Source organism: Glycomyces endophyticus (genome assembly GCF_039531525.1).
Taxonomy (GTDB): domain Bacteria; phylum Actinomycetota; class Actinomycetes; order Mycobacteriales; family Micromonosporaceae; genus Glycomyces; species Glycomyces endophyticus.
Window position 1 is genome coordinate 227,058 of the sequence record NZ_BAAAQF010000004.1, and the last position, 24,676, is coordinate 251,733.

At 74.3% G+C, this 24,676-nt stretch carries 23 protein-coding genes; 13 read left to right on the top strand and 10 right to left on the bottom strand.

Features of this window, described 5'->3' with window-relative positions; genetic code table 11:
* The first annotated feature begins 8 nt into the window (after nt 1-8).
* From ABD419_RS04215 to ABD419_RS04235, 5 genes are all read left to right on the top strand, one after another.
* Nucleotides 9-875: a siderophore-interacting protein gene (locus ABD419_RS04215; RefSeq protein ID WP_344482133.1), complete on the top strand. Its 867-nt coding sequence runs from the start codon at nt 9-11 to the stop codon at nt 873-875.
* Nucleotides 872-1,912: a FecCD family ABC transporter permease gene (locus tag ABD419_RS04220; protein WP_344482137.1), complete on the top strand. Its 1,041-nt coding sequence runs from the start codon at nt 872-874 to the stop codon at nt 1,910-1,912. The genes ABD419_RS04215 and ABD419_RS04220 overlap by 4 nt, the downstream gene beginning before the upstream one ends.
* Nucleotides 1,909-2,940 carry a FecCD family ABC transporter permease gene (locus tag ABD419_RS04225; protein ID WP_344482139.1) on the top strand — a complete coding sequence of 344 codons (1,032 nt, stop codon included), beginning with the start codon at nt 1,909-1,911 and terminating at the stop codon, nt 2,938-2,940. The genes ABD419_RS04220 and ABD419_RS04225 overlap by 4 nt, the downstream gene beginning before the upstream one ends.
* Entirely contained in the window at nt 2,937-3,725 is a 789-nt protein-coding gene (locus ABD419_RS04230) for an ABC transporter ATP-binding protein (protein WP_344482141.1), read from the top strand. The genes ABD419_RS04225 and ABD419_RS04230 overlap by 4 nt, the downstream gene beginning before the upstream one ends.
* A gap of 206 nt (nt 3,726-3,931) precedes the next feature.
* Nucleotides 3,932-4,420, top strand: coding sequence for a hypothetical protein (locus ABD419_RS04235; protein WP_344482143.1), 489 nt, complete (start codon nt 3,932-3,934; stop codon nt 4,418-4,420).
* On the opposite strand, the gene ABD419_RS04240 is transcribed toward ABD419_RS04235, so the two are convergent.
* Nucleotides 4,396-5,184: an SDR family NAD(P)-dependent oxidoreductase gene (locus tag ABD419_RS04240; RefSeq protein ID WP_344483430.1), complete on the bottom strand. Its 789-nt coding sequence runs from the start codon at nt 5,182-5,184 to the stop codon at nt 4,396-4,398. The genes ABD419_RS04235 and ABD419_RS04240 overlap by 25 nt on opposite strands.
* Before the next feature lie 67 nt (nt 5,185-5,251).
* Nucleotides 5,252-6,703 (bottom strand): class II fumarate hydratase, encoded by a 1,452-nt coding sequence (locus ABD419_RS04245; protein ID WP_344482146.1) that lies wholly within the window; start codon nt 6,701-6,703, stop codon nt 5,252-5,254.
* Between the two features lie 249 nt (nt 6,704-6,952).
* On the opposite strand from ABD419_RS04245, the gene ABD419_RS04250 reads away from it, so the two are divergent.
* From ABD419_RS04250 to ABD419_RS04260, 3 genes are all read left to right on the top strand, one after another.
* On the top strand, nt 6,953-8,614 hold the full coding sequence (locus ABD419_RS04250; RefSeq protein WP_344482149.1) for a glucuronyl esterase domain-containing protein: 1,662 nt from the start codon (nt 6,953-6,955) through the stop codon (nt 8,612-8,614).
* A 325-nt stretch (nt 8,615-8,939) separates the two neighbouring features.
* The gene (locus tag ABD419_RS04255; protein ID WP_344482152.1) at nt 8,940-10,184 is read left to right on the top strand and encodes an MFS transporter; all 1,245 of its coding nucleotides are present in this window, start codon (nt 8,940-8,942) and stop codon (nt 10,182-10,184) included.
* A 38-nt stretch (nt 10,185-10,222) separates the two neighbouring features.
* Complete coding sequence (locus tag ABD419_RS04260) at nt 10,223-10,711, top strand: hypothetical protein (RefSeq protein WP_344482155.1); 489 nt, start codon at nt 10,223-10,225, stop codon at nt 10,709-10,711.
* Nucleotides 10,712-10,734: 23 nt separating this feature from the next.
* Here the strand turns inward: ABD419_RS04260 and ABD419_RS04265 are convergent, their stop codons facing one another.
* Nucleotides 10,735-11,925 (bottom strand): ROK family transcriptional regulator, encoded by a 1,191-nt coding sequence (locus ABD419_RS04265; protein ID WP_344482158.1) that lies wholly within the window; start codon nt 11,923-11,925, stop codon nt 10,735-10,737.
* Between the two features lie 56 nt (nt 11,926-11,981).
* On the opposite strand from ABD419_RS04265, the gene ABD419_RS04270 reads away from it, so the two are divergent.
* On the top strand, nt 11,982-12,617 hold the full coding sequence (locus ABD419_RS04270) for an HAD-IA family hydrolase (RefSeq protein ID WP_344482161.1): 636 nt from the start codon (nt 11,982-11,984) through the stop codon (nt 12,615-12,617).
* The gene (locus ABD419_RS04275; protein WP_344482164.1) at nt 12,607-13,716 is read left to right on the top strand and encodes an MFS transporter; all 1,110 of its coding nucleotides are present in this window, start codon (nt 12,607-12,609) and stop codon (nt 13,714-13,716) included. The genes ABD419_RS04270 and ABD419_RS04275 overlap by 11 nt, the downstream gene beginning before the upstream one ends.
* Nucleotides 13,717-13,765: 49 nt before the next feature.
* On the opposite strand, the gene ABD419_RS04280 is transcribed toward ABD419_RS04275, so the two are convergent.
* A complete protein-coding gene (locus ABD419_RS04280; RefSeq protein ID WP_344482167.1) occupies nt 13,766-14,767 on the bottom strand; it encodes a TerC/Alx family metal homeostasis membrane protein in 1,002 nt (333 codons plus the stop codon).
* 177 nt (nt 14,768-14,944) lie between these two features.
* Nucleotides 14,945-15,487 carry a hypothetical protein gene (locus tag ABD419_RS04285; protein WP_344482170.1) on the bottom strand — a complete coding sequence of 181 codons (543 nt, stop codon included), beginning with the start codon at nt 15,485-15,487 and terminating at the stop codon, nt 14,945-14,947.
* A 194-nt stretch (nt 15,488-15,681) separates the two neighbouring features.
* Between ABD419_RS04285 and ybiA the strand changes: the two genes are divergently transcribed.
* Nucleotides 15,682-16,866, top strand: a complete 1,185-nt coding sequence (ybiA, locus tag ABD419_RS24955; protein WP_425555917.1) for a riboflavin biosynthesis intermediates N-glycosidase — start codon at nt 15,682-15,684, stop codon at nt 16,864-16,866.
* Nucleotides 16,867-16,915: 49 nt separating this feature from the next.
* Here ybiA and ABD419_RS04295 read toward each other — a convergent pair whose 3' ends face one another.
* Nucleotides 16,916-17,656 carry an SDR family NAD(P)-dependent oxidoreductase gene (locus ABD419_RS04295; RefSeq protein WP_344482173.1) on the bottom strand — a complete coding sequence of 247 codons (741 nt, stop codon included), beginning with the start codon at nt 17,654-17,656 and terminating at the stop codon, nt 16,916-16,918.
* Nucleotides 17,657-17,892: 236 nt separating this feature from the next.
* Nucleotides 17,893-19,188, bottom strand: coding sequence for an APC family permease (locus ABD419_RS04300; RefSeq protein ID WP_344482176.1), 1,296 nt, complete (start codon nt 19,186-19,188; stop codon nt 17,893-17,895).
* A gap of 80 nt (nt 19,189-19,268) precedes the next feature.
* On the opposite strand from ABD419_RS04300, the gene ABD419_RS04305 reads away from it, so the two are divergent.
* The gene (locus tag ABD419_RS04305) at nt 19,269-19,730 is read left to right on the top strand and encodes an Lrp/AsnC family transcriptional regulator (RefSeq protein WP_344482178.1); all 462 of its coding nucleotides are present in this window, start codon (nt 19,269-19,271) and stop codon (nt 19,728-19,730) included.
* A gap of 36 nt (nt 19,731-19,766) precedes the next feature.
* Nucleotides 19,767-22,691 (top strand): DUF4132 domain-containing protein, encoded by a 2,925-nt coding sequence (locus ABD419_RS04310; RefSeq protein ID WP_344482181.1) that lies wholly within the window; start codon nt 19,767-19,769, stop codon nt 22,689-22,691.
* 3 nt (nt 22,692-22,694) lie between these two features.
* Here ABD419_RS04310 and ABD419_RS04315 read toward each other — a convergent pair whose 3' ends face one another.
* The 3 genes from ABD419_RS04315 to ABD419_RS04325 form a co-directional block, all read right to left on the bottom strand.
* Nucleotides 22,695-23,276, bottom strand: a complete 582-nt coding sequence (locus tag ABD419_RS04315) for a TetR/AcrR family transcriptional regulator (RefSeq protein ID WP_344482184.1) — start codon at nt 23,274-23,276, stop codon at nt 22,695-22,697.
* A gap of 105 nt (nt 23,277-23,381) precedes the next feature.
* Nucleotides 23,382-23,795: a YchJ family protein gene (locus ABD419_RS04320; RefSeq protein WP_344482187.1), complete on the bottom strand. Its 414-nt coding sequence runs from the start codon at nt 23,793-23,795 to the stop codon at nt 23,382-23,384.
* 57 nt (nt 23,796-23,852) lie between these two features.
* Complete coding sequence (locus ABD419_RS04325; RefSeq protein ID WP_344482190.1) at nt 23,853-24,671, bottom strand: SGNH/GDSL hydrolase family protein; 819 nt, start codon at nt 24,669-24,671, stop codon at nt 23,853-23,855.
* Between the last annotated feature and the right edge of the window lie 5 nt (nt 24,672-24,676).

A 24,676-nucleotide genomic window follows, 5' to 3' on the forward strand; every position in this document is an offset into this window, starting at 1 on the left:
TGCGCGTCATGCACGCCGAGGTCGTCGCGGTCGAGGACCTCTCCCCCGCGCTGCGGCGCATCGTCTTCGGCGGCCCGGCGCTGGCCGACTACCCCACCAGCGGCGTCGGCGACGAGTACGTGCGGGTCCTGTTCCCGCTCGACGGCGAGGACCGGCCCCCGCTCCCGGCGGTGGACGGCGACGACCTCGACTACGGCTCCGTCACCGGCGACCGGATGCGGACCTACACGATCCGCGGCGTCGACCACGAGGCCGGGACCGTCACCATCGACTTCGTCGTCCACGAGGGCGGCCTCGCCGCGGGCTGGGCCCGCGCCGCCGCCGTCGGCGACGTGATCGGCCTGAACACGCCCAAGCCGCTGTACGACCCTCCCGCGGGCCTGGAGTGGCAGGTCCTCGCGGCCGACAACGCGGGACTTCCTGCGGCGCTGCGGATCGTGGAGCTGACGCCGCCCGAGGTGGCGACCCGGCTCGTGCTCGAGGTCGCGGCCGAGGACCACAAGGTCCCCGTCCCAGCGCACCCGCGCCTGGAGACCACCTGGGTCATCGGCGGCAACGGGCACGCCCCGAGCTGCCTCGACGAGGTCGTGCGCGGCCTCCCGCGGCCCGAGGGCACCGGGTACGTGTGGGTCGCCGGCGAGACCAAGGCCCTGCGCGGCGCCCGCAAGCACCTGCGCCGCGAACTCGGGCTCCCCGCCAGCGCCTACAAGGCCCTGGGCTACTGGACCGTGGACGCCGAGCGGTGGCGCGAGCGGTTCGCCGCTCTCGACGAGGCGACCAAGGCCGAACTCGACGCCATGTGGGCCGAGGAGGACAAGGACCCCGAGGCCGTCGCCGACGAGTACGAAGACCGCCTCACGGCGCTGGGGCTATGACCGCCGAGACCCTCGCGCCCGAAGCCGGCGCCGCCCCGGGCGACCGGCGGCGGCGCCGGCTCCTCGGGCTCGCCGCCGCGGCGGCCGTGCTCGTCGTCCTGGTCGTGCTCAGCCTCGTGTTCGGCTCCAAGCCGCTGCCGCTCGGCGACGTGATCGAGGCGCTGGGCCGCGACAACGGCGACCCGCACGTCATCGTCGTCGAGCAGCGCATCCCGCGCACGGTCCTGGCGATCGTCGTCGGCCTCGCCCTGGCCGTCGCCGGGGCGCTCATGCAGGGGCTCACCAGGAACCCGCTCGCCGACCCCGGGCTCCTCGGGGTCTCGGCGGGCGCGGCCCTCGGCGTGGTCCTGGTCGTGTGGGCGGCGCCCGCCGCGAGCGACCTGGCCCAGGTGTGGGCGGCGTTCCTCGGGGCGGTCGCCACCGCGTGCGCGGTGTTCCTCATCGGCTCCATGGGCGGGCGCGGGCGCTCGCCCGTGACGCTCGTCCTCGGCGGGGTCGCGATCGGCGCGGTCCTCCAGGGCATCGCGTCCACAGTGGTCCTGCTGAACCAGTCGGCGTTCGTGACGATGCGGTCCTGGCAGGCCGGCTCCGTCGCGGACCTCGGCTGGCCCGCGGTCGCCACCATCGCGCCGTTCTGCGCCGCCGGGCTGGTCCTCGCGGCCGTCGCGGCCCGGGGGCTCAACGCCACCGCGCTCGGCGAGGACCTCGCGACCGCCCTGGGCGGCAACCTGTGGCTGACGCGGATCGCCGTCGTCGGCGCCGTCACGCTCCTGTGCGGCTCCGCCACCGCCGCGGTCGGCGTGGTGTGGTTCCTCGGCATGATGGTGCCCCATATCGCGCGGTGGATCACCGGCCCCGATCAGCGGTGGATCCTCGCGTACAGCGTCCTGCTCGGGCCCTCGCTCATGGTTGCCGCCGACGTGCTCGGCCGCGTCGTGGTCATCCCCGACGAGATCCCCGCCGGCGTCGTCACCGCCGTCATCGGCGCGCCCGTGCTGATCTTCATGGTGCGCAGGAAGAAAGCGAGCGGCCTGTGAGGCGCTACCTCGTGCTCCGGGTCGGCGGGCGGGCCTCGACGCGCACGCTCCTGCGGGCGTTCGCCGTCTCGGCGGCCCTCGCCGCGCTCACGGTCCTCGCCGCCGTGATCGCCCTCGGCCTGGGCGAGATGCGGATCTCCGCGGTGGACGTCACGCGGGCCCTGCTGAGCGACGCCGGGACCGCGATCGAGACCGTCGTGGTCCAGTGGCGGCTCCCCCGGGTCCTCCTCGGCGTCGTCTTCGGCGCCGCGCTCGGCCTCAGCGGCGCGGTCTTCCAGTCGCTCACCAGGAACCCGCTCGGCAGCCCGGACGTCATCGGCTTCGACTCCGGCGCGTACACCGGCGCGGTCATGTCGATCATCGCGATCGGCAGCACCGCGCTCGTGATCCCCTCGGCGCTCGCGGGCGGCATCGCGACCGCGCTCGCGGTCTACCTGCTCGCGTACCGGCGCGGCGTGCACGGCTTCCGGCTCATCGTCGTCGGTATCGCCGTCACCGCGCTCCTCGGCTCGCTCAACACGTACCTCCTGCTGAAGGCCAGCCTGTGGCAGGCGCAGATGGCCGCGGTGTGGGGAGCGGGGAGCCTGAACGGACTGGACTGGTCCGACGCCCGCGCCGGCACCCTCGTGGTCCTGGCACTGCTCGTGCCGCTGCTGTGGCTCGGGCGGCGGCTGCGGATGCTCGAACTCGGCGACGACGCCGCGGCCGCGGCGGGCGTCGCGGTCGAACCCGTGCGCCTGGCCCTGGTCGTCGTCGGCGTTTCGCTCAGCGCGGTCGTGACGGCGCTGGCCGGGCCGATCCCGTTCGTGGCGCTGGTGGCCCCGCAGCTCGCGCGCCGGATCACCCGGGCGCCGGGCGTGCAGCTCGTGCCCGCGGCGGTGATGGGCGCGTTCCTGCTCGTCACCTGCGACATGGTCGCGCTGAACGTCCCGCCGCAGGCGCTGCCGGTGGGGCTCATGACGATCATCCTCGGCGGCGCCTACCTCGTCTGGCTGCTCGTCGCGCAGTCACGGAAGGAATTGCGATGACCCTCGAAGCGTCGAAGGTGACCTTCGGCTACCGCGACCGGCCGGTGGGCGCCGGCCTCGACCTGGTGATCGCGCCGGGCTCGTTCACCGCGATCGTCGGCCCCAACGCGTGCGGCAAGTCGACGCTCCTGCGGGTCCTCTCGCGGCTCCTCAAGCCGACCGAGGGCGCGGTCCTCCTCGACGGCGAGTCGATCGCGCACCAGCCGTCCAAGCAGGTCGCCAAGCGGCTGGGCCTGCTCCCCCAGTCCTCGATCGCGCCCGACGGGATCACCGCCGCCGACCTCGTGGCGCGCGGCCGCTTCCCGCACCAGTCCGCGCTGCGGCAGTGGAGCCGCGCCGACGAAGCGGCCGTGCGGGACGCCATGGCCGCCACCGGGATCGAGGACCTCGCCGACCGGCTCGTGGACGAGCTCTCGGGCGGCCAGCGCCAGCGCGTGTGGGTCGCGATGGTCCTCGCGCAGCAGACCGGGCTGCTGCTCCTCGACGAGCCGACGACGTTCCTCGACATCGCCCACCAGATCGAGCTGCTCGACATCTTCGCGGGGCTCAACGAGGAGGGCCGCACGATCGTCGCGGTGCTCCACGACCTCAACCAGGCGGCGCGGTACGCCTCGCACATCGTGGCGATGCGCGACGGCGCGGTCTACGCGGAGGGCTCGCCCGCGGAGGTCATCACCGAGGCGACCGTGGAGGCCGTGTTCGACCTGCCGTGCAAGGTGGTCCCCGACCCGGTCTCCGGGACGCCGCTGGTGATCCCGCTGGGCCGGGCGCAGCGGGGGCGCTGAGGGCGGGCGCCGGGAACGGCGCGGGCGCGTCGCGGAGCGCCTTCGGCGGCTCCGGCCTCGCCGCCTCCGCTCGGTCCGCACCCGCCTTCGCTCGGCGTTCGGCAGGCTGCACGCGCCTCGGTGCCGGACGCGCGGCGGCGCGGTGGCGCTCGCGCGCGCTATACCTTGAAGGGCACCCGCAGCCCGACTCTCCCCCAAGGACGCTCATGGACGAGCCCGCCCTCGCCGACCTGCCCGGATCGACCAGAGCGGCGGTGCTCGCGCTCGCGGGGATGTGCGGGGTCGGGCTGGTGTGCGCGTGCGTGCTCGCGGTCGCGATCGTCGGGCTCGCGCAGGCGCGCTCCGGCGGGACCCCGGTGCCCGCGGGCACGGGGCCGGCGCTGTACCGGTTCGCCGCCGGGACGGCCGCGTTCGCGGTGTGCCGGGGCGCCCTGGCCGCGATGATCCTGCGGCGCAGCGACACCGCGCGGAAGCTCGCGGGGCTCCTGGAGGCCGCCGCCATCGCGCTCGGTCTGCTCTCCTGGTACGGCGGGCCCGGGTTCGCGGGCCCCGGCGCGGGCGGGTTCACCGCGACCGCCGACGCCGCGTCCTGGTTCGGGGCCACCGCCGGGATCGCGGTGTCGATCGCGGTGGTGGTGCTGCTGTGGAGCCGGGCCTCGGAGGCCTGGTGTCAGGGGATGATCGAATCCACGTAGCCGCCGTCCACGCGCACGGCCGCGCCGGTGGTGGCCGAGGCCAGCGGGGAGCTGAGGTAGGCGACGAGGTTCGCGATCTCCTCGGGCTCGATGAGCCGGTGCAGGAGCGACTGGGGCCGGTGCAGGCGCATGAACTCGCGCTGCGCCTCGTCCCAGGGCAGGTCGCGGTCGACGAGCTGGTAGACGAAGTCCTCGACGCCGCCGGTGTGCGTGGGCCCGGCGATCACGGCGTTGACGGTGACGCCGGTCCCGGCGGCGGCCTTCGCGAAGCCGCGTGAGACGGCGAGGAGCGCGGTCTTGCTGGTGCCGTAGTGGATCATCTCCTCGGGGATGACGATCGCGGAGTCGCTGGCGATGGTGAGGACTCGGCCCCAGCCGCGGTCGGTCATGCCCGGCAGGTAGGTGCGGATGAGGCGGACCGCGGAGAGGACGTTGACCTCCCAGTAGCGGCGCCAGTCGTCGTCGGTGATCTCCAGGGCGGGCTGCGCGCCGAAGATCCCGAGGTTGTTGACGAGGACGTCGACGGCCGGGAGCGACTCGACGAGGGTCGCCGCGCCGTCCGCCGTGGCGAGGTCGCCGGGGGCCGCGAAGAAGTCGCCGCCGGTGGCCGAGAGGCGCACGACGGCCTCGTCGACGCGTTCGGGGCTGCGGCCGTTGACGCCGACGCGGGCGCCGGCGAGCGCGAGGGTCTTGGCGATCGCCTCCCCGATGCCCTGGGTCGAGCCGGTGACGAGTGCGGTCCTGCCGTCGAGGTCGATCGCGATCATGGGGCACACCCTACGCCGGGAGCGGGGCGGCGGGCGCGGTTCGGAGGCGGCGGGCGCGTCCGGTTCAGAGGCCGAGGTCGCGTCTCGGGTCGCCGACCATGGTCGCGGGGTCGACGATGCGGTCGAAGTCGGCGGGGTCGACGCCGAGCGCGAGCGCGGCCTCGCGGAGGGTCGAGCCCTCGTGGTCGGCCTTGTGGGCGATCGCGGCGGCCTTGTCGTAGCCGATGAGCGGCGTGAGCGCGGTGACGAGCATGAGCGAGCGGTCGACGTACGCGGCGATGGCCTCGCGGTCGAGCTCGATGCCCTCGACGCTGTGGACGCGGAGCTGGGCGCACGCGTCGCCGAGGATGCGGGCGGAGTGGAGGACGTTCTCGATGACGATGGGCCGCATGGTGTTCAGCTCGAAGTTGCCTTGGGCCCCGGCGGCGGCGACGATCGAGTCCTCGCCGATGACCTGGAGGGCGACCATGACGGCGGCCTCCTGCTGGGTCGGGTTCACCTTGCCGGGCATGATCGAGGAGCCGGGCTCGTTCTCGGGCAGCCGCAGCTCGTGCAGGCCCGCTCGCGGGCCCGAGGAGAGCCAGCGCATGTCGTTGGCGGTCTTCATGAGCGCGATGGCGGCGCCGCGCAGGCCGGCGCTGACGGCGACCATGCCGTCGAGCGAGCCGAGGGCGGCGAACTTGTTGGGGGCGGTGACCAGCGGCAGGCCGGTGAGGTCGGCGAGCTTCGCGGCGATCGCCTCGCCGAAGCCGTCGGGGGCGTTGATGCCGGTGCCGACGGCGGTGCCGCCCGCGGCGAGTTCGCAGACGGCCGTGAGGGACTGCTCCAGGCGGGCGGCCGCGGCGGTCAGCTGGGCCTCCCAGCCGGACCACTCCTGGCCGACGGTGAGCGGGGTGGCGTCCTGGAGGTGGGTGCGGCCGATCTTGACCACGTCGTGCCAGCGGCGGGCGCGGTCGCCGATCGCGGCGGCGAGGGCGAGGAGCTGCGGGAGGGTGCCGTCGCGGACCTCCATGAGGGTGGCGACGTGCATCGCGGTCGGGAACGTGTCGTTCGTGGACTGCGCGAGGTTGACGTGGTCGTTGGGGTGGACGAGGCGGCCGGTGCCGAGGGCGCCGCCGAGGAGCTGGCTGGCGCGGTTGGCGACGACCTCGTTGACGTTCATGTTCGACTGGGTGCCGGAGCCGGACTGCCAGACGTAGAGGGGGAACTCGTCGTCGAGCGAGCCGTCGGCGACCTCGTCGCAGGCGTGGACGATCGCGGCGGCGAGGTGCGGGTCGAGGCGGCCGGCCTCGGCGTTGACGAGGGCGGCGGCCTTCTTGACGATCCCGTACGCGCGGTAGAGCCCGGCGGGCATCCGGTCGTCGCCGATGGCGAAGTGCTGGAGGGACCGCTGGGTCTGGGCGCCCCAGTAGTGCTCGGCCGGGACCTCGATCTCGCCCATGGCGTCGGTCTCGGTGCGGACGCCGGTGGCGCCGGTGCCGATGGGGAGGTCGTGGTCGGCTTCCGGGAACGCCATCGGTGCACCTCGCGCTGGTCGGGCCTGCCGTCCGCGCGGGGGCCCCCGCGCGGGGTGCCGATCCTACCCCGCGAAGGCGCGGCGCGGCATTGCGTATCGAAACTGGTCAATGTATTCTGTGCGGACCCTCACGGAATTCTCACTGGAAGTTTCGGCTTGAGTGGTCTCACCGTTGACGCCGGTGCGCTTCCGCGCGCCCCCCACACCGTCGATGATGGACTCGCCCCTGGTCAGACAAGGAATCTGCCAATGGCATCATCGATCGCGCCCGGCTCGGCGCCGCCCACCTCCGATCCGGGGCGCACCCGGTACCGCCGCAGGCTGCGGTTCGCACTCGTCGCTCTCGCGTCGGTCGCACTCGCCTCGGCGCTCGCGCTCTCGACCAGGTTCAGCGCGGAGGCGCAGGTGCAGGCGATGTCCGAATGGGACGGTGCGAACTGCGACGTCCAGATCCCCGGGAGCTGGGCCTCGAGCTCGCTGCTCCCCGACCCGTTCACCAAGCTCGACGGCTCCAAGGTGACCACCCGGAGCCAGTGGGAGTGCCGCCGGTCCGAGATCAAGGAGCTCGCCGAGCGGACAATCTACGGCGACAAGCCGCAGCCCGACAGCACCACCGGCACGGTGACCTCCTCGCGGATCACCGTGAACGTCAGCGACAACGGCCGCAGCACCAGCTTCTCGGCCTCGGTGCAGCTCCCCAGCGGCAGCGGGCCCTTCCCGGCCGTGATCGTCTACGGCGGCTTCGGGGCCGACACGAGCACGATCCTGTCCTCGGGCGCGGCCGTCGTCAACTTCGACCCGGCGACCGTCGGCGCCGAGGGCACGCCGCGCAGCAACAAGCAGGGCGCGTTCTACACCCTGTACGGCGCCAACAGCACCACCGGCGTGCTCATGGCGCAGGCGTGGGGCGTCAGCCGCCTCATCGACGTCATCGAGCAGTCCGGCGGGAGCATCCTCAACAACTACACCGGCGTCACCGGGTGCTCCCGGTACGGCAAGGGCGCATTCGTGGCCGGGGCCTTCGACCAGCGCATCGACCTGACGATGCCGATCGAGTCCGGCTCGGGCGGCGTCGGGGCGATGCGCTCGATCGCCCAGGAAAGCGGTTCACAGCCGCTGAGCAGCGCCTACGGCGAGCAGCCGTGGCTCGGCGACGCGTTCAGCGCCTACACCGGCAACCCGGCCGGGCTCCCGGTCGACACCCACGAGATGGTCGGCATGATCGCCCCGCGCGGGCTGTTCATCATGGACAACCCGCACGTCGAGTGGCTCGGCGCGCGCTCGGGCGCGGTGGCGGCCCTCGGCGGCGCCGAGGTCTACAAGGCGCTCGGGGCCGGCGCCAACATCTCGTACCACTCGAACACCTCCAACGGGACCCACTGCGCGGTCCGCACCGACTGGCGCACCCCGCTCCAGCAGAGCATCAACGCGTTCCTCAAGGGCAGCGGCACCCCGCCAGGCGTGATCAGCATGCACCCCAACAAGTCCGCGAACCTCGCCCAGTGGCGCAACTGGACCACCCCGACCCTCGGCGCCGGCGACCCGGGCGGGACCACGACGCCCGAGACCACCTCGCCCCCGGTCGAGACGACCTCCCCGCCGCCCACCGGCTCCGGCTGCACCGCCCGCATCGAGGTCGTGAGCACCTGGAACGGCGGCTGGCAGGGCAACGTCCACGTCACCGCCGGCGCGAGCACGCTCAGCGGCTGGCGGCTGACGTGGACGTGGGCCTCGGGCCAGTCGATGGCGAGTTCGTGGAACGCGACGGTGACGAGCTCCGGCTCGACCGTGACGGCCACCGACGTCGGCTGGAACGGCTCGGTCGCGGCAGGCCAGACCAGGACCACCGCCTGGGGCTTCGTCGCGAGCGGACCGACGACGCTCCCGGCGGTGACCTGCGCACCGGACTAGCCGCGGCACCGATGCCGCGGGGCGGCTCCGCACGGAGCCGCCCCGCGGCATCGAGCCGCACGGCCGACACCCCACTCCTCCGCCCGACGCCGCGCCACCCTGCTCGACCCGCGTTCGACCAGTAACCCCGCCCGGTGTCGCACCCGCGCGCCGCTGTTGATCCGGGGGCGACTCACCGCGTCCTCCGATGCCCCCTGCCCCGCAGGCGGCCGACCGGCGCGGGCGTCCGCCCGCTCGCCTACTTACCGGCCGACCGGCTCGAATCCGTCACATCCGGGTCCCGCGATGTGAGCGATCCCCACCACCTGTTGATACGTTCGCGAACGTGTCCGACCGTGCCCGCCCGAACGACGCCGCCCCGTCGATCAGCATGCGACGGCTCTGGGTGCCGATCTACGGCCCGACCGTCCTGATCTCCATCGGCATGGGCGCCGTCGTGCCGCTCATCGCCCTCTACGCCCTCGACCTCGGCGCCACCGTCACGCAGGCCGCCATCATCGTGGGCCTCATCGGCTTCGGCCAGCTCACCGGCGATCTCCCCGCCGGATCGCTCGCGCAGCGGTTCGGCGAGAAGCGGGTGCTGCTGGCGGCGTGCGTGGTCGAGGCCGCCGCGCTCGTCACCGCCTCGCAGACGTCGTCGCTACTGGTGCTGTCCGCGTGCGTGTTCGCCATCGGCCTCGCCTCGGCCGTGTTCGGCCTCGCGCGCCACGCCTACCTCTCCGAAGCCGTCGCGATCGGCTTCCGCGCCCGAGCGCTCTCGACCCTCGGCGGCACCTTCCGCATCGGCTCGTTCATCGGCCCGTTCGTCGGCGCGCTGCTCATCGAGCAGCACTCGATGGGCGCGGCCTTCGCGTTCGCCGCCGGCACCAGCCTCGCGGGCGGCCTGCTCAGCCTCTTCCTCCCCGAGCTGCCCGGAGACGGCGCCAGGACGAGGCCCGCCGAGGCCGAACCCGAAGCGCGCCTGCGCCTGTGGCAGGTCCTGCGCGACCACCGGAAGGTCCTCGCGACCCTCGGCATCGGCGTCTTCCTCATCATGATCGCCCGCGCCTCCCGCCAGGCGATCATCCCGCTCTGGGCCGCGCTCCAGGGCCTCGACGCGACCACCACGAGCATCATCGTCGGCATCTCGGCGGGGGTCGACATGCTGCTGTTCTACCCGGGCGGCGCGATCATGGACCGCTTCGGCCGCATGTGGGTCGCGCTCCCGGCGATGGCGGTCCTCGGCGCCGGGTTCGTGCTGCTGCCGCTCACCGACACCGCGGTCCTCATCGGCCTCGTCGCCTGCTTCATGGGGCTGGGCAACGGGATCTCCTCGGGGATCGTGCTCACCCTCGGCTCCGACGTCGCCCCGCCGCACGGCCGCCGCCAGTTCCTCGGCGGCTGGCGCCTGTGCGCCGACCTGGGGAACGTGGCCGGACCCGGCCTCATCAGCCTCGTCTCGCTCGCGTTCCCGCTCGGGGTCGCGGCGGTCGCGCTGGGCCTCATCTCCTGGTTCGGCGTCGGCTGGCTCGCGAAGTGGGTGCCGGTCTACGACCGCACCCGCGCGCCCCGCGAATCCGTCGAGGTCTGAACGCCCGCAAGCGGTCCGAGTTCGATACGGTGGCGGGTATGCATCTCGTCGACACCCTTCCCGAGACCGACCGCCCCCGCAAGCCCGGAACGGTGCGCATCGCGGTCGCCGCGATCGTCGCGGCCGCCGTGCTCAACGTCATCGGCGGCCTCGCCTGCGCCAACCTCCTCTACCGGGTGGCCGAGACGAACGCGGACCGGCAGGTCATCGTCATGTCCACGACGACCACCGCGATCCTCTGGAGCGCGATCGCGCTGACCACCGTGGCGACGGCCGCCCGCATCGCGATCATCAAAGGCGTCAACCAGGGCCGCCCGGTCGCACGGACCGCGGCGTTCGCGGTCGAAGCGCTCACCGTCGTCGTCTGGGCCGCGATGGCGATGGTCCGGCTGGCCGACGGCGGCGGGGTCGCCATCGACGTTCCGGAGCAGGTCCTCCGCATGCTCGCGGTCGTCTGCATCCTCGGTTCGGCCGCGGTGGTCGTGCCGCTCGCGCTCCCGGCGGCGCGGAGCTGGTTCCGGGGCTAGAGGCCGGAACCGCGGAACGGGCCCTAGGCGAACCGCGCCGCCGTCCAGTCGCCGATCGACTGCTCGGTCAGCACCACGTCGAACGCCGCCTCGGCGGCTCCCAGCAGGAACGCGTCCGGTCCGAGGGCCGAGGCGATGAGCTGCGGCGGGTCGTCGCGGCGGAAGCCCATGAGGCCCGCCTCGAACGCGGCCGCGAAGGCGTCCGGTGCGACGCGGCGGACCTCGGGCGCGAGGCCGCCGAAGGAGACGACCTCGGGGTCGAGGACGTTCGCGAGGCCCGCCGCGCCGCGGCCGAGTGAAGCCGCGCAGGCCGCCACGGCCGCACGGGAACCCGGGTCGACCAGGGCCTCGATGAGGTAGGCGCGCGGGTCGTCGGGCTCGGGCTCGCCGAGCTGGCGGGCGACGGCGCGGCCGTCGACCGCGACGTCCCAGCAGCCGGTCGCCCCGCACGGGCACGCCAGGCCGGGCTCGCCGAACGGCATGTGCCCGAACTCGCCGCCCGCGCCGGTCGCGCCGGTGACCGCGCGGTCGCAGTCGACGAAGACGCCGCCGATGCCTACCTCGATCGTCAGGTACAGGACGCTCTTGCCCGGGTGGGCGAGGCGGGCCTCGGCGAGCCCGGCGAGCGTGGCGTCGTTGCCGAGGATCTGGGGCGTGCCGGGGAGCAGGGGCGCGACCTCGACGTCGCGCCAGCCGAGGACGCTCGACTGCACGAAGCGGCCGTTGCGGACCGTGGCCGCCGCCGAGACCGCGACGGCGCGGATGCGGGACCCGTGCCGGGCGCTCACGGCCGCGAGGGCCTCCCCGACGGCGGCGAGGATCTGCTCGGGGCGCTTGGAGCCGTGGCGGCCGGTGGCCGACTCGCTCAGGGCCCCTTCGAGGTCGGCGACCGCGACGCGCCATTCGGCCTGGCGGACGTCGACCACGGCGACGAGCGGGCCGTCCGGGTGCGCGTGGAGCGTGGTGGTGGGCCGCCCGCGGCCCGAGGGCGGCGCGGGGTGCTCGGCGATCAGGTCGAGCGCGCGCAGGCGCGAGCAGATCTCGGTGGCGGTGCCGCTGCCGACGCCGAGGACCCGCGCGGCCTCGGCGCGCGTGACCCCGGGCCGGGCCCGGACCAGTCGGAGCAGGTCGAGCGCGCCGCTCCAGCGGGCGGCCTCGGCCCGGCCGACCTTGATCGGCCCGGAATCCGCGTCCGATGACCTGGCTTGCGCCATACCGCCTCCAGCCTTTATCCTCGTCTTACGAGTTTAAATGATCCCCGGAGGGCTTCATGCGAAGCTACAGCAACCCCGCGGCCGTCCTGTTCGACATGGACGGCACCCTGGTCGATTCCGACGGCGCCGTCGAGCGCGCCTGGACGGCCTGGGCCGTGCGATACGGCCTCGAACCCGCCGCCGTGCTGCCGCACATCCACGGCAACCCGGCCGCGACCAGCATCGCGCGGTTCCGCCCCGACCTGGACGCCGGCGCCGCGCGCGAAGCGGCCGTGTGGCTGGCCGAGCACGAGTACACCGACCTCGCCGACGTCGTGCCGACCGAGGGCGCGCTCCGGCTGCTCGCGGCCCTAGAGCGCTCCAGCACCCCGTGGGCGGTCGTCACCAGCGCCGACGACCGGCTCGCGAAGGCGCGCCTCGGCGCGGCCGGGATCGCGGCGCCCCTGCTGGTCACGATCGACGACGTCTCGCGCGGCAAGCCCGACCCGGAGGGGTACCGCAAGGCCGCCGACGCGCTGGGGACCGGCATCGCCGACTGCCTCGTGGTCGAGGACTCCGAGCCGGGCCTCGCGGCGGGCCGGGCCGCCGGCGCGATGACCGCGGCGCTGCGCGGCCTCGACGGCGACGTGTCCGTGGCGGACCTCGGCGAGCTGGCGGACCTGCTGGAGCTGCGGGCCCTCGATGGCGACTGACGCGGCGGTCCGGGCGACCGGGCGCGACGTCGGCCGGGTCGTGGCGTTCGCGCAGATCGGCCTCGGCTTCCTCGTCTCCTCGTTCGGCCCCTACCTCGCGGGGATCGCGGTCGAGCTCGACCGCCCGCGCGGCGAGCTCGTGTGGCTCACGATGATGTTCGGCGCGGGGCTCGTCCTCGCCGCCGCGATCGGCCCGGCCGTGCTCCGCGGCGGCGCGGGCCTGGTGATGCGCGCGGCCTGCGCGGTCATCACGGTCGGCGCGGTCGCGATGGCCGTGACGCCGGACCTCCTCGTCGCGGGGCCCGGGTCGGTCCTGGTCGGGGTCGGATGCGCGGCGATCGCCCTGGCGACGCCGCCGCTGCTGCGCGGACCGGGCGCCGCGAAGCGGATCGCGGTCGCCGTGGGCGTCTCCAGCGCGGCCGGGGTGCTCGCGCCGCTCGCGTTCGGGGCGTTGGAGACCGCGGGCGTCGCGGGCCGGTGGGCGATCCTCGCCGCGGTGCCCGTGCTCCTCGCGGCGGTCGTGCACCGCACGGTCGGCGGCCCGTCGGAGGCGGCGGACGAGCGGGGCCGCGTCCCGGTCGGCCCGGCGTCCCTGGGGTGGCTGCGGATCGTCCTGAGCGTGGCGGGCGAGTTCTGCTTCGTGGTGTGGGGCGTGGCGCGGCTGGTCGACACCGGCGTCGCGCTCGGCACGGCCTCGGCGCTCGGCGCGAGCTTCGGGATCGGCATGGCCGCGGGGCGGCTCGCGGGGCCGCGGTTCGTGGACCGGTCGTGGGCCGTGGGCGCCGCGGTCGGCGTCACGATCGCCGGTACCGTGATCGTCTACCTGGGACAGGACCCGGTCCAGGTCACCGTCGGCATCGCGGTCGCGAGCCTGGGGATCGCGCCGCTGTACCCGATCATGCTGGGCTCCTTGGTGAGCGTGCCGGGCCTGACGTCGCGGCACTCGGCGTCGATCGCCTCGCTCGCCTCGGGCACGGCGATCCTGGCCGCGCCCGCGGCCCTCGGCTGGCTCGACGGGCGAATCGGCCTGCGCGAGGCGTTCCTGCTGCCGATCCCGCTCATGCTGGTCCTGCTGCTGCTGGCGCGGCGGCGGGCCTGAGACGACGCGGGGCCCCGGGGATCACCCCGGGGCCCCGCGTCGTGCTCACTTACTGCTCGGGTTCCTTCTTCTTGGTCGCCGAGAGCGATCCGGCGTGCGCCTTCTGGTCGGGGTTGCCGCGGGTCTTGATGAGGCTCGCGATCGTGACGACGGCGAGGACGCCGAGCACCACGCCGAGGCTGAGCGGCGTCCCGATCTCGGGGATCGCGGTGTTGATGTCGACGTGCGCCCAGTGCAGGACCAGCTTGAAGCCGATGAACAGCAGGATGAGCGACAGGCCCAGCGAGAGGTACACCAGGCGGTCGAGCAGGCCCTTCACGAGGAAGAACAGGGCGCGCAGGCCCAGCAGCGCGAAGGCGTTCGCGGTGAAGACGATGTACGCCTCCTGCGTGACGCCGAAGACCGCGGGGATCGAGTCGAGCGCGAACAGCAGGTCGACCGAGCCGATCGCGATGAGCACGATGAACAGCGGGGTGACGACCCGGCGGCCGGCCTCCTTCGCGAAGAGCTTGCCGCCGATGTAGTCGGCGCTCACCGGCAGGAAGCGGCGCGCGCCGCGGACCATGAGGTTGGACTCGACGTCCGGGTCCTCGTCGCGGTGCCGGAACAGCTGGATCGCGGTGTAGACCAGCAGCAGCCCGAAGACCAGGAACATGAACGAGAACGAGTTGATGAGCGCGGAGCCGAGCGCGATGAAGATGGCGCGCATGACGAGCGCGAGCACGATGCCGAACGTGAGCACCTTGTGCTGGTGGTGGTCGGGGACCGCGAACGTCGTCATGATGATGACGAACACGAACAGGTTGTCGACCGAGAGGCTCTTCTCGATGATGTAGCCGGCGAAGTACTCGGTGCCGGCGGCGTTGCCGTACTGCATGCCGAACCAGACGCCGAAGAGGATGGCGACGGCGATGTAGAACACCGACCAGGCCGTGGCCTCCTTGAATCCGACGTGGTGCGGGCGTAGTGCCGCCAGCAGCAGGTCCACCGCCAGCAGAATTACGATGAGTCCGATCGTCACGGCCCATGTGATCGGGCTGATATCCAGCACGCTTCTCCTCCGTCAGATTGCCATCATCACGACTGCGGGCTGACATCACCCCTCAGTGCCCCGAATCCTAACGGCAAACGGCGGCAACGACCAAGAGCACCCCTCATCCCGTGCGACCCGATTCCCAGGTCAGCGCGGAAACAGGACGTCCGGTGCGGAAGCGGGCACGAGTTCGGTTCAGACACCGGGGCCGGAGCGGAACTCCTCCAACGCGGCGGTCTGCTCGGCGGAGAGCGGGAAGTTGGCGTTGCGCGAGACGGGGTGGATCTCGGCCTGCTGCCAGTACCGGGACGGCACGCTCGTCGAGTCGCCGATGCGCCGCATCTCGGCGCGCAGCACGTCGTACAGGCCCTGCGCGTCGAAGAGGAAGACGTGCTCGATGGCCCAGGGCCGGTGCACGCCTTTGGAACCGGCGCTGCGCGGCCCGGTCATGACCAGGTAGGTGTCGAGCTCCTCGGCGTCGGTCATGTCGAGCATGCCCTGGTTCCGGGTGTAGTGCTTGATGTTCACGGTGCGCCCGGCGAGCGGGCCGCTGCGGAAGAAGCCGTCGATGGCCTTGTTCGCGGCGGGTTCGAGCTCGATGTCGAAGATCTGCGCCGCGATCCAGTCGGAGAGGTGGCCGTGGACGACGGGGCGCCCGACGACGTCGGCGATGCGCTCGTCGATGGCGTTGCGTGCTCTGAGCAGCATGGCGATCGCTTTGAGTTCGGCTGAGGACATGGGTGCTCCTTGGGACCTGTCCTCATCGTACCGACGCCTCGGCGGAGCGGGAAGCACGGACGATTGCCTCGCGGCGGTTCCCCTGACAAGCTGGAGCGATGCCCCCGAGTGATACCGGCGGCGCGACGCCGCCGCCCCCCGATCCGCTCCCAGCGGCGGCACCCCCCGCCGACCGGGCCTGGACGCTGTACTACATGACCGACCTCGAAGGCCTCGACCTCGGCCCGGCCGAGCCCGAGCCGCCCGCCGTCGGCATCGACCGGCTGGCCGACGAGCTCAAGGGGCTCCTGACGGCCGGAGCGGAGACGCTGGACGGCCACGGCCACCTCGGGCACTTCGCGAAGGCCGCGGAGGAGGCCGCGAACGTCGCCGGGAACCCGAACCTGGTCGCGGGGACCGTGCGGTGGATCGTCACAGCCGGGTTCATGGCCGCGGGGGCGCCGCAGCCGTTCCCGCAGCTGGCCGGATACTGCACGTTCCGCACCGCCGAGTACCTGGCGGAGGCACTGGTGACCGACGCGGAGACCATGCGCGCCAACGCCGTCGCGGCGTTCACGGAGTCGCTGCACGTGGCCGACGCCCTGAGCTGCGCGACCCGGGGCCTGCTCGACTCGTGCGAGTCGCTGCGGGTGCTCCAGCAGCGGTACGACGACGGGCAGCTGGACGCGCTGGTCGACGGGTTCACGCCGGACGAGCCGCCGGAGATCGACCTCCCGTTCGCGCCGCACCCGGCCCCGGCGGCCGAGGCGGCGGCGGAGGAGCCGGCCCGGCCGGTCCCGTGGAGCCCGTTCCAGCGGCGGCCCGAGGCTGAGTCGGCGGTGGCGGTCCCCGTCCCGCGCGCGCCGGAGGCCGCGTTCGAGGAGGCTGAGCCGGAGGCGGGGTTCCTGTTCTTCGGGGACCACGTGAAGACCCACGGCGGGCGGCTCGCGCCCGGCTGCCTGGACCAGTGGTGGCCGGCGCCGATCCGGGTCGGCGGGCGGCGGTTCGCCACGGCCGAGCACTACATGATGTGGTCGAAGGCGACGCTGTTCGAGGACGACCTCGCCGCGTCGGCCATCCTCGCCGACGACGACCCGGAGCGGGCGCGCGCGATCGGGCGCACGGTGACCGACTTCGACCTGTCGGTGTGGGAGCGGCACCGGTTTCAGATCGCGGTGCGCGGCAGCATCGCGAAGTTCGGCCAGCGCGGCGAGCTGCGGAACTTCCTGCTGTCCACCGGGGACCGGGTGCTGGTGGAGGCGAGTCCGGACGACGCGGTGTGGGGCATCGGCCTGGCGGCGGACGACCCGCTGGCGGCCGACCCGCGGACCTGGCAGGGGCAGAACCTGCTCGGGTTCGCGCTGATGACGGCGCGGCGGCACCTGCGCGCGGCGTCCTGAACGCGGGAGCGCCCGCTCCGGTTCCGGAACGGGCGCTTCGGGTGTCGGGTCAGACGGCGTTCCAGCCGCCGTCGCTGGCGAGGACGACGCCGTTGGTGTTGCTGGAGTCGTCGCTCAGGAGCCAGGTGATGGCGGCGGCGAGCTGCTCGGGCTGGGCGGGCTGGCCGGCGTTCACGAAGTACGGCTGGAGGCGCTCGATGCCGAGCTGGGACTTCGGGGTCGCCTCGATGTTGGTGGCGACGCCGCCGGGCGCGACCGCGTTGGAGCGGACGCCGTCCTTGCCGTAGACGACGGCGACGTGGCGGGTGAGGCCGATGACCGCGTGCTTGGAGGCGGTGTAGGCGGCGCCGGCGGCGGAGCCGCGGATGCCGGCCTCGGAGGAGACGTTGACGATGGCGCCGCCGCCGGAGGCGATCATCACCGGGAGCGCGGCGCGGATGAGGCGCAGCGGGGCGGTGGTGTTGACGCTGAAGACGCGGTCCCAGGTGGCGTCGTCGACCTCGCCTGCGGGGAGGAAGCCGTCCATGATGCCGGCGACGTTGGCGAGGCCGTCGATGCGGCCTCCGGCGGCGGCGACGACCTGGTCGATGACGGGTCCGGCGGTGAGGTCGCCCGCGACGGGGCGGATCTCGATCTCGGCGGCGAGCTTGTCAAGGCTCTCCTGGTTGACGTCGGCGGCCACGACGGTGGCGCCTTCGGCGGCGAGGCGCAGCGCGGTGGCGCGCCCGATGCCGGAGCCCGCGCCCGTGACGATGACGGTCTTGCCGGCGAAGCGGTCTGCTGATGCCATGGTTGGTTCCCCCTCAGGTCCGGGCCGCCCGCGCGGTGGCCCGTGTCGCAGTATTCCCCCGGGCGGGGCCCGGGGCCGGTGATTCACCGAGTTCACACTAAGTCAATCACCTGACTTAACACTAGCGCCGCTATGCGCATTCCGCCTGGTAGAGGTGATGTACGGGACAGGTGTCAGGCCTGACCGGCGGTCAGGGAGTGGGCGAACGGGCGGCGACGGTCTGATCCGCGGGACCCTCAGGCCTCGACCGGGACGGCCTCCACCGGTCCGGGCGGCAGGGGCCGGGCGCGGCGGCGACGCAGGCGGAGGTAGCCGAGGGCGAGGGCCGCGATCACCAAGGGCAGCAGCAGGTACCAGGTGAGGGCGGTGGCGATCGCGGCGGTGCAGGCCGTGGCGAACAGGGCCCACCGGCGGGCCCGGCCGGTCAGCAGGCGCACGGCCGCGGCGCACGCGAGGACCGTGACCGCCGCGAGCACCGCGGAGGTGGCGCGCATCTGCTGGTCGAGGCCCAGGCCGAGGGCCGTCGACCCGGCGAACGCGGTCCCCGTGAGCGCGGCGAGCACCAGGAGGCTGCGGTGCGGCGTGCGGCCCGGCTCGTGGCCCTTCGCGAGCGGCGCGGGCATCGCGCCGTCGCGGGCGAGGGCCGCGCCGAGGCGGGAGGCCCCGGCGATGAACGTGTTCATGGCGCCGAGGCTGAGCAGCGCGGCGCACACGGCCGTGAGCGGGGCCGCGGCCGGGCCGAACGCGTACGCGAGCAGGTCGGTGAGCGGCGTGGCCGACGATCCGGCGGCGGACCCGAGGACGCCCGCGGTCGCGGCGGCGAGGGCGAGGTAGATCGCGGCGACGACCGCGAGGGCGAGGGCCGTGACGCGCCGCAGCTGCCGGGCGGGGTCGGTGAACTCGCCCGAGAGGTGGCTGGCGGCCTCCCAGCCCGAGAACGCGTAGAACAGGACCGCCGCGGCCGACAGGACGCCGGGGACGCCCATGGGCGCGAACGGGGTCAGGTTCGCCGGGTCGAAGTGCGGGAGCGCGGCGGCGCAGGCGGCCGCGAGCAGCGCGGCGAGGAGCCCCATGAGGACCAGCTGCGCGCCGCCGGAGAGGCGCAGGCCGATGTGGTTGGCGGCGAACGCGGTCGCGAGGAGGACGGCCGCGACGGCGACGACCGCGCCGCGGCCGAGGCCCGCGGCGTCGGCGATGTAGGCGGCGCCCACGAGGGCCGCGGAGCTGGCGCCGACGGGGATGACGCTGAAGAACCACCAGCCGCAGACGGCGGCGGTCCGGTCGCCGAAGGCCGCGCGGGTGAAGGTGGCGACGCCGCCCGCGTCGGGGCGGCGCGCGGCGAGCTCGGCGAACGTGGCGGCGACGGGGACCGACAGGAGCAGCAGCGCGACCCAGGCGACGATCGCGGCGGGGCCGGCCGCGGCGGCGGCCAGGCCGGGCAGGGCGAGCACGCCGGGGCCGAGGATGGCCCCGAGGTAGAGCGCGGTCCCGCGGGCGGTGCCGAGGGACCCGGAGGGGTGACGGGTGGTCATGCGGACCAACGCTAGACGCGTGCGCGGTCGATCGGGGGTGTCGCCGAACGAACGGCCGGAACCGGGGCGATAATCCGTGGATGGACGAACTCGACGCGTCGATCGTGCGCCTCCTCCAGTCGGATGCGCGGCTGTCGAACCGGGAGCTGGCGCGGCGCCTCGGCGTCGCCCCCTCGACCGCCCTGGAGCGCGTCCGGGCGCTCACCCGCCGCGGCGTGATCCGCGGCTACGGCGCCGACGTGGACCTGAAGGCCCTCGGACGCCACGCCGAGGCGCTCGTGTCCGTGCAGCTCAGCCGCCACCAGCGCTCGATCTACGAGACGTTCCGCGAGACCGTGGGGTCCTGGCCGGAGGTGGTGACGCTGTTCGTCGTCTCCGGCGGCAGCGACGTCGTGCTGCACGTCGCCGTCCAGGACGCCGAGCAGCTGCACGCGTTCCTGGTCGACCGCCTCGCCACCAGGCCCGAGGTGGCCCGGTTCCAGACCTCCATGGTGTTCGGCCGCGACCACAACCGGGTCCTGGAGCCGCTGGCGGAGGCGTGAGCGCGCCGTGAGCACCCCCGGTCCAGAATGTCCCCCATGACCGACGCACTCCCGCACGAGGACCCCGACCCCGCGCAGCCCTGGCTGGACTACCGCGGCGCGATCGAGCTCGACCCCGCGCCGCGGCGCGGGCTCCCGTCCGCGCGGGAGCACGTGCCGGACCCGGAGATGCCCGGGCACTGGGAGACGGTGCTCGGCCTCGCCGGCGAGCGGGTGCGGACCGCGGCAGCATCGCCTGAGACCGACCCCGGCATCGCCGCCGCGATGCGGGCCTACCTCGACGGGGAGGCCGACCCGCTCGGCGCGGCCGCCGTGTTCGAGACCGCGGCCGCCGTCACCAGCCTGTGGGAGGTGACCCGGCGGTACGTCCAGCTCGACGCCTGGACCTTCGAGCACGGCGTCGAGTTCGCGGCCGCCGCGCTCATGCGCCAGTGCGAGATCCGGGTCGTGAACCAGCACGGGAAGCCGTACTCGCGGTCCTCGTGGCGCGGGGACGAGCCCGCCGTGCGGTGGGCGCCCGCGAGCCCCGCCGGCGCCGAGTGGGGCCGCGGCGCCGAGTGCCGGCAGCTGCGGACGCTGCTGTCGGCACTGCCCGAGGCGGACTACCGGCCCTTCCGCGCGGTCCTGGAGCCTTACGGCCGCAACCACACTCAGCGGCTGATCCGCGCCTACCTCATGCCGACCGAGCGGGACTGGGCCGCCGAGGCGTGCGCCGAATGGCGCGAGCGCGGCGCGAAGACCTGGACGGACCAGAACCGGCTCGCCGGAGTGGTGTCCTCACTGGACGAGATGCGGGACGCCGGGCTGGCGCTGCTGACGAACATCGGCGGCCACGCCCCGGCCGTCGCGACCCTGGTCGAGGCGTTCGGGGCCGACTGCGCGCCCCTGTTCGTCGCCTCGGTCGAGGCCGGCACCCGCGAGCACCAGGGGAAGTCGACCGTCCACGAGGTGCTCGCCGGGCTCCCCCACGACGCGGCCGTCGCGTACCTGCTGTCGAACCTGGTCGCCGAGCGGACCGGGCCGCTCGCCAGGACCGCCGCCGCCAGGTTCCCGCGCCGCACGCTCCGGGTCCTCGCCCGGCTCGCCGAGCGCGCGGACCCGTCGCTGCGGTCCCGGTTCGCGCACCTGGTCGCGAGCGTGCCCGCGCTCGGTGCCGCCCGCGCGGCCGCCGACGCCGGCGTCGCGGACGCGATCGAACGGCTCATGACGCTCGCCGACGCCCCGCCCGAGGCCGCGGACCTGCCGGCGTTCCTGGCCGGGCCGCCGTGGACCCGCAAGGCCGCCAAGCGGAAGCGGCTCGTCGTCGCGGTCGCGCCGGTCGACGCGACCGGACTGCGCTGGCGCGACGGCGAACAGGACGCGTGGCTCGCGGGCGAGGACCTCCAGCGGCGGCTCGCGGAAGGCGAGGACCCGGTCGGCGTCCTCGCGGCGCTGGCGAAGACCCCGAACCTGCACCGCGCGCTCCCGCCGATCCGCGGCGCCGCTGCGGCCCGGATCGCCGCCGACTGGCTGGTGCGGCTGCGCTCGACCCGGCTCAGCGTCGGCGACTGGCTCGACCGCCACGGCCTCGACGCGGTCGCCTGGCTCGTCCCCGACGCCGTCGGCAGGTCCGGCAGGCGGCGGAAGGCCGCCGAGGCGGTGCTCCGCGACGCGGCCCGCCGGCACGGGGACGCGGCCGTCCTCGACGCGGCGGCCCCCTGCGGCGCGGCGGCGGTCGCGTCGGTCGCGGAGATCCTCGCGGTCGACCCCCTCGACCTCGACGGCCGCAGGGCCCCCGCGGTCCCCGAGTGGGCCGAGCCGGTCCTGTACATGCCGGTCCTCCTGCGCGGCGGGAAGGCGCGGCTGCCGCGCGAGGCCGTCGCGCACGTCGTCGAGGCGATGGCCCTCGACTCCCCCGCGATCCCCTACGCGGGCCTCGACGTCGTCAAGGCGCACTGCGACCCCGCGAGCCTGAGCGCGTTCGCGTGGGCCGTCCTGGAGTCCTGGGAGATCGGCGGCGCGCCCGCCAAGGACGCGTGGGCGCTGACGCAGCTCGCGCGCTTCGCCGACGACGACGCGGTCGCGCGGCTCGAAGCGCTCGTGCGCGCCTGGCCCGACCGGAACCACTCCAAGCGGGCCCTCGACGGGCTCGAAGTGCTCGGCGCCGTCGCGTCCGAGGAGGCCCTGCGCGCCGTCCACCGCCTGACCCGGTTCCGCGGCTCCAAGGCCGTCAAGGCCGCCGCCCTCGACCAGGTCGAGCTCGTCGCCGCTGGTCTGGGCCTGGACGCCGAGCAGCTCGCCGACCGGCTCGTGCCCGAGTCCGGGCCGGCGTCGGTCGCCGCCGAGCAGGTCGCACGCCTGGAGCGGGCGATGGCCGACGGGCGCACCTGGTCCGCGGCCGAGTTCCGGACGCACCTCGTGGCGCACCCGCTGCTGGGAGAGATCGCCCGGCGCCTCGTCTGGCAGGCCGGACCGGTCGCGTTCCGGGTCGCCGAGGACGGCACCTTCGCCGACGACGCGGACGACGCGGTCGCACTCGACGACGACGCCCGGGTCCGGCTCGCCCACCCGGTCCTGCTCGGCGAGACGCTCCCCGCATGGGTCCGCGTCCTCGCCGACTACGAAGTGCTGCAACCGTTCGACCAGCTCGGACGCCCCGCCGAGACGCCGACCGCGGCCGAGGCCGAGGCGCGGCGGCTGCTCCGGTTCGAGGGCCGCAAGGCGCTGACCGGGCCGGTCCACGGGCTCACCCGCGGCCGGTGGAGCGCCGTCCGGGCCGAGGGCCGGACGCACGCGATCGAGCGGCGCCTCCCCGGCGGCGGCGCGGTCCGCGCGTCCTTCTCCCCGGGCTTCGGCGGCGGGCCCTACTTCGACGCCGACGCCGTCCAGGTCCTGGAGGAGGTGCGCCTGCCCGAGGGGGCGGTCGACCCGGTCGTCCTCTCCGAGGCCATCGCCGACCTCGCGAAGGTCGCCAAGGGCTGAGCGCTACTCGGGGGCCGGCGCGGCCGCGCCCGGGAGGTGCTCCAGGGCGGCGTTGAGCAGGTCCCCGACCGCCACCAGGCGGTCGGCCATGGCCTCGGGGTCGAGCGGCCCCTCGCCTTCGGTCACCCACAGGTAGATGACGGCGCCGATCCCGCCGGTGATGAACGCCGCCAGGTCCGCGTCGAGCTGCCCCGGCAGGACGTCGCCGAACCGGTCGCGCATCGACTCGCTCCGCAGCGGCGACAGCAGGCCGCTCACCTCGCGGTTGAGCGCGAACGCGCTCGCGCTGTTGAACATCGCGCCGTAGAAGGCCCGGTGCGCCGCGAAGTGCCGTGCGATCGCGAGGGCGCGCCCCCGCCCGATCGCGGTCTCCGGCGCGGCCTGCCACGGCTCGGCCAGCTCGCGGCGGGCCAGGTCCAGGGCCGCCTCCAGGAGCAGCCGGTCGCGGTCGCCGTAGTGGAGGTACACGAGCTGGCGGCTGACGCCGGCGCCGTCGGCGATGTCGGAGACCGGCACGTTCGCGGTGCCGCGCTCGCTGACCAGCGTGACGGCGGCGCCCAGGAGGGCGGCGCGGGTTCGTCGCACCCGACGGTCTTTGGCGGGTGACGGAGGGTCGAAACTCACCTGACGAGGGTAGACAGCTGTTAACAAATCGACAAATATTCGATGATTCGGCCTTCCTCAGGCCTGCTATTCGAAGGCGACGGCGTCCAGGTACAGCCAGTCGCCGCCGAGCCGCTCGAAGGCGCTGTCCTCGGTCTGGGAGCCGGGGCCGTCGGCGTCGGTGTAGCGGGCGCGGAAGCGGACGGTGCCGGTGGTGTGGAGCGGGGTGCCGCCGGTGGCGCCGAGGATCTCGAGGCCGGTCCAGGTGCGGTCGTCGTCGGCGAGGCCGATGCGGTCGGGCCGGGTCGCGGGGTGCCAGGTGCGCAGGAGGTAGGCCTCGTCGCCGACGGCGAAGGCGCTGTAGCGCGAGCGCATGAGGGCCTCGGCGGTCGGGGCCTTGGCGGCGCCGGAGTGGAACCGCCCGCAGCAGGCGGCGTAGGTCTCGCCGGTGCCGCAGGGGCAGGCGGCGGGGCGGGCGGGTGTGCGGGAGCGTCGCGGCATCCCGGGATTCTCCCCCGGGCCGGCCCGCGGACGCGCCGCGGGCCGGTCCGGCGGTTGCTAGCAGTCTTCGAGGTAGGGGGTCACGACCTCGGCGTACGCGGCCTGGCCGGCGGCGTTCGCGTGGAAGGACTCGACGGTGCCGGTGTAGCCGAGGATCCACGGGTCGGCGGTGCAGACCTCGTGGCCGGCGAAGGCGTCGCGGACGTCGGCGAACGCGAAGCCGTGGTCGTCGGCGACGCCCGCGGTGGTCTCGGCGAGGAGGTCCGCGGTCTCGTTCAGCAGGGCCTGCTCGGCCGGGGTGATGGCGAGCGTGCCGGCGCAGGCGGCGCCGCTGAAGAGGCGCGGGTTGCCGACGACGGTGACGTCGGCGCGCGGCGCGCGGTCCTCGACCTGGGTGTACAGGTCGTCGAGCTCCGCGGGAAGCGAGCCGGTGATGATGCTCTGCGCGTTGGCGATCGCGGCCTCGCACAGGGCGGTGTCGGTCCCGGCGCAGGCGCCGAGGACGGCCGAGAACCCGGCGTCGTTGCCGCCCACGCCGATCGTGACCTCGCTGGTGCGCCGGGTCAGGCTGCCGAGCTGGTCGGCGACGACGTTCTCGACGCGGGCGCCGGAGCAGGCGTCGAACGAGAGCTTCGCGCCGGTCGCCGCGGCGGCGAGCACCGGGTAGGCGTTCGCGGAGCGGTAGCAGGTGGTGTCCTCGTAGTCGCCGGCGCCGACGCCCGAGACGTACGAGTCGCCGAGGGCGACGTACTTCGGGGACCACCAGCCGGCCGAGGCCGGGCTGGCGAAGGCGGCCGCGCCGATGCCGGCGGCGGCAACCGCGGCGGCGATGCGGACGGCGAGGCCGCGCCGGGTCGTGCGGGGGATTGCGGACATTGGTC

Bases quoted from the DNA above. Each gene is read 5' to 3' on its own strand.
- ABD419_RS04215 (WP_344482133.1), top strand. From the start codon at position 9: ATGCACGCCGAGGTCGTCGCGGTCGAGGACCTCTCCCCCGCGCTGCGG.
- ABD419_RS04220 (WP_344482137.1), top strand. From the start codon at position 872: ATGACCGCCGAGACCCTCGCGCCCGAAGCCGGCGCCGCCCCGGGCGAC.
- ABD419_RS04230 (WP_344482141.1), top strand. From the start codon at position 2,937: ATGACCCTCGAAGCGTCGAAGGTGACCTTCGGCTACCGCGACCGGCCG.
- ABD419_RS04235 (WP_344482143.1), top strand. From the start codon at position 3,932: ATGGACGAGCCCGCCCTCGCCGACCTGCCCGGATCGACCAGAGCGGCG.
- ABD419_RS04245 (WP_344482146.1), bottom strand. From the start codon at position 6,703: ATGGCGTTCCCGGAAGCCGACCACGACCTCCCCATCGGCACCGGCGCC.
- ABD419_RS04250 (WP_344482149.1), top strand. From the start codon at position 6,953: ATGGCATCATCGATCGCGCCCGGCTCGGCGCCGCCCACCTCCGATCCG.
- ABD419_RS04260 (WP_344482155.1), top strand. From the start codon at position 10,223: ATGCATCTCGTCGACACCCTTCCCGAGACCGACCGCCCCCGCAAGCCC.
- ABD419_RS04265 (WP_344482158.1), bottom strand. From the start codon at position 11,925: ATGGCGCAAGCCAGGTCATCGGACGCGGATTCCGGGCCGATCAAGGTC.
- ABD419_RS04270 (WP_344482161.1), top strand. From the start codon at position 11,982: ATGCGAAGCTACAGCAACCCCGCGGCCGTCCTGTTCGACATGGACGGC.
- ABD419_RS04275 (WP_344482164.1), top strand. From the start codon at position 12,607: ATGGCGACTGACGCGGCGGTCCGGGCGACCGGGCGCGACGTCGGCCGG.
- ABD419_RS04285 (WP_344482170.1), bottom strand. From the start codon at position 15,487: ATGTCCTCAGCCGAACTCAAAGCGATCGCCATGCTGCTCAGAGCACGC.
- ybiA (WP_425555917.1), top strand. From the start codon at position 15,682: ATGACCGACCTCGAAGGCCTCGACCTCGGCCCGGCCGAGCCCGAGCCG.
- ABD419_RS04295 (WP_344482173.1), bottom strand. From the start codon at position 17,656: ATGGCATCAGCAGACCGCTTCGCCGGCAAGACCGTCATCGTCACGGGC.
- ABD419_RS04300 (WP_344482176.1), bottom strand. From the start codon at position 19,188: ATGACCACCCGTCACCCCTCCGGGTCCCTCGGCACCGCCCGCGGGACC.
- ABD419_RS04305 (WP_344482178.1), top strand. From the start codon at position 19,269: ATGGACGAACTCGACGCGTCGATCGTGCGCCTCCTCCAGTCGGATGCG.
- ABD419_RS04310 (WP_344482181.1), top strand. From the start codon at position 19,767: ATGACCGACGCACTCCCGCACGAGGACCCCGACCCCGCGCAGCCCTGG.
- ABD419_RS04320 (WP_344482187.1), bottom strand. From the start codon at position 23,795: ATGCCGCGACGCTCCCGCACACCCGCCCGCCCCGCCGCCTGCCCCTGC.
- ABD419_RS04325 (WP_344482190.1), bottom strand. From the start codon at position 24,671: ATGTCCGCAATCCCCCGCACGACCCGGCGCGGCCTCGCCGTCCGCATC.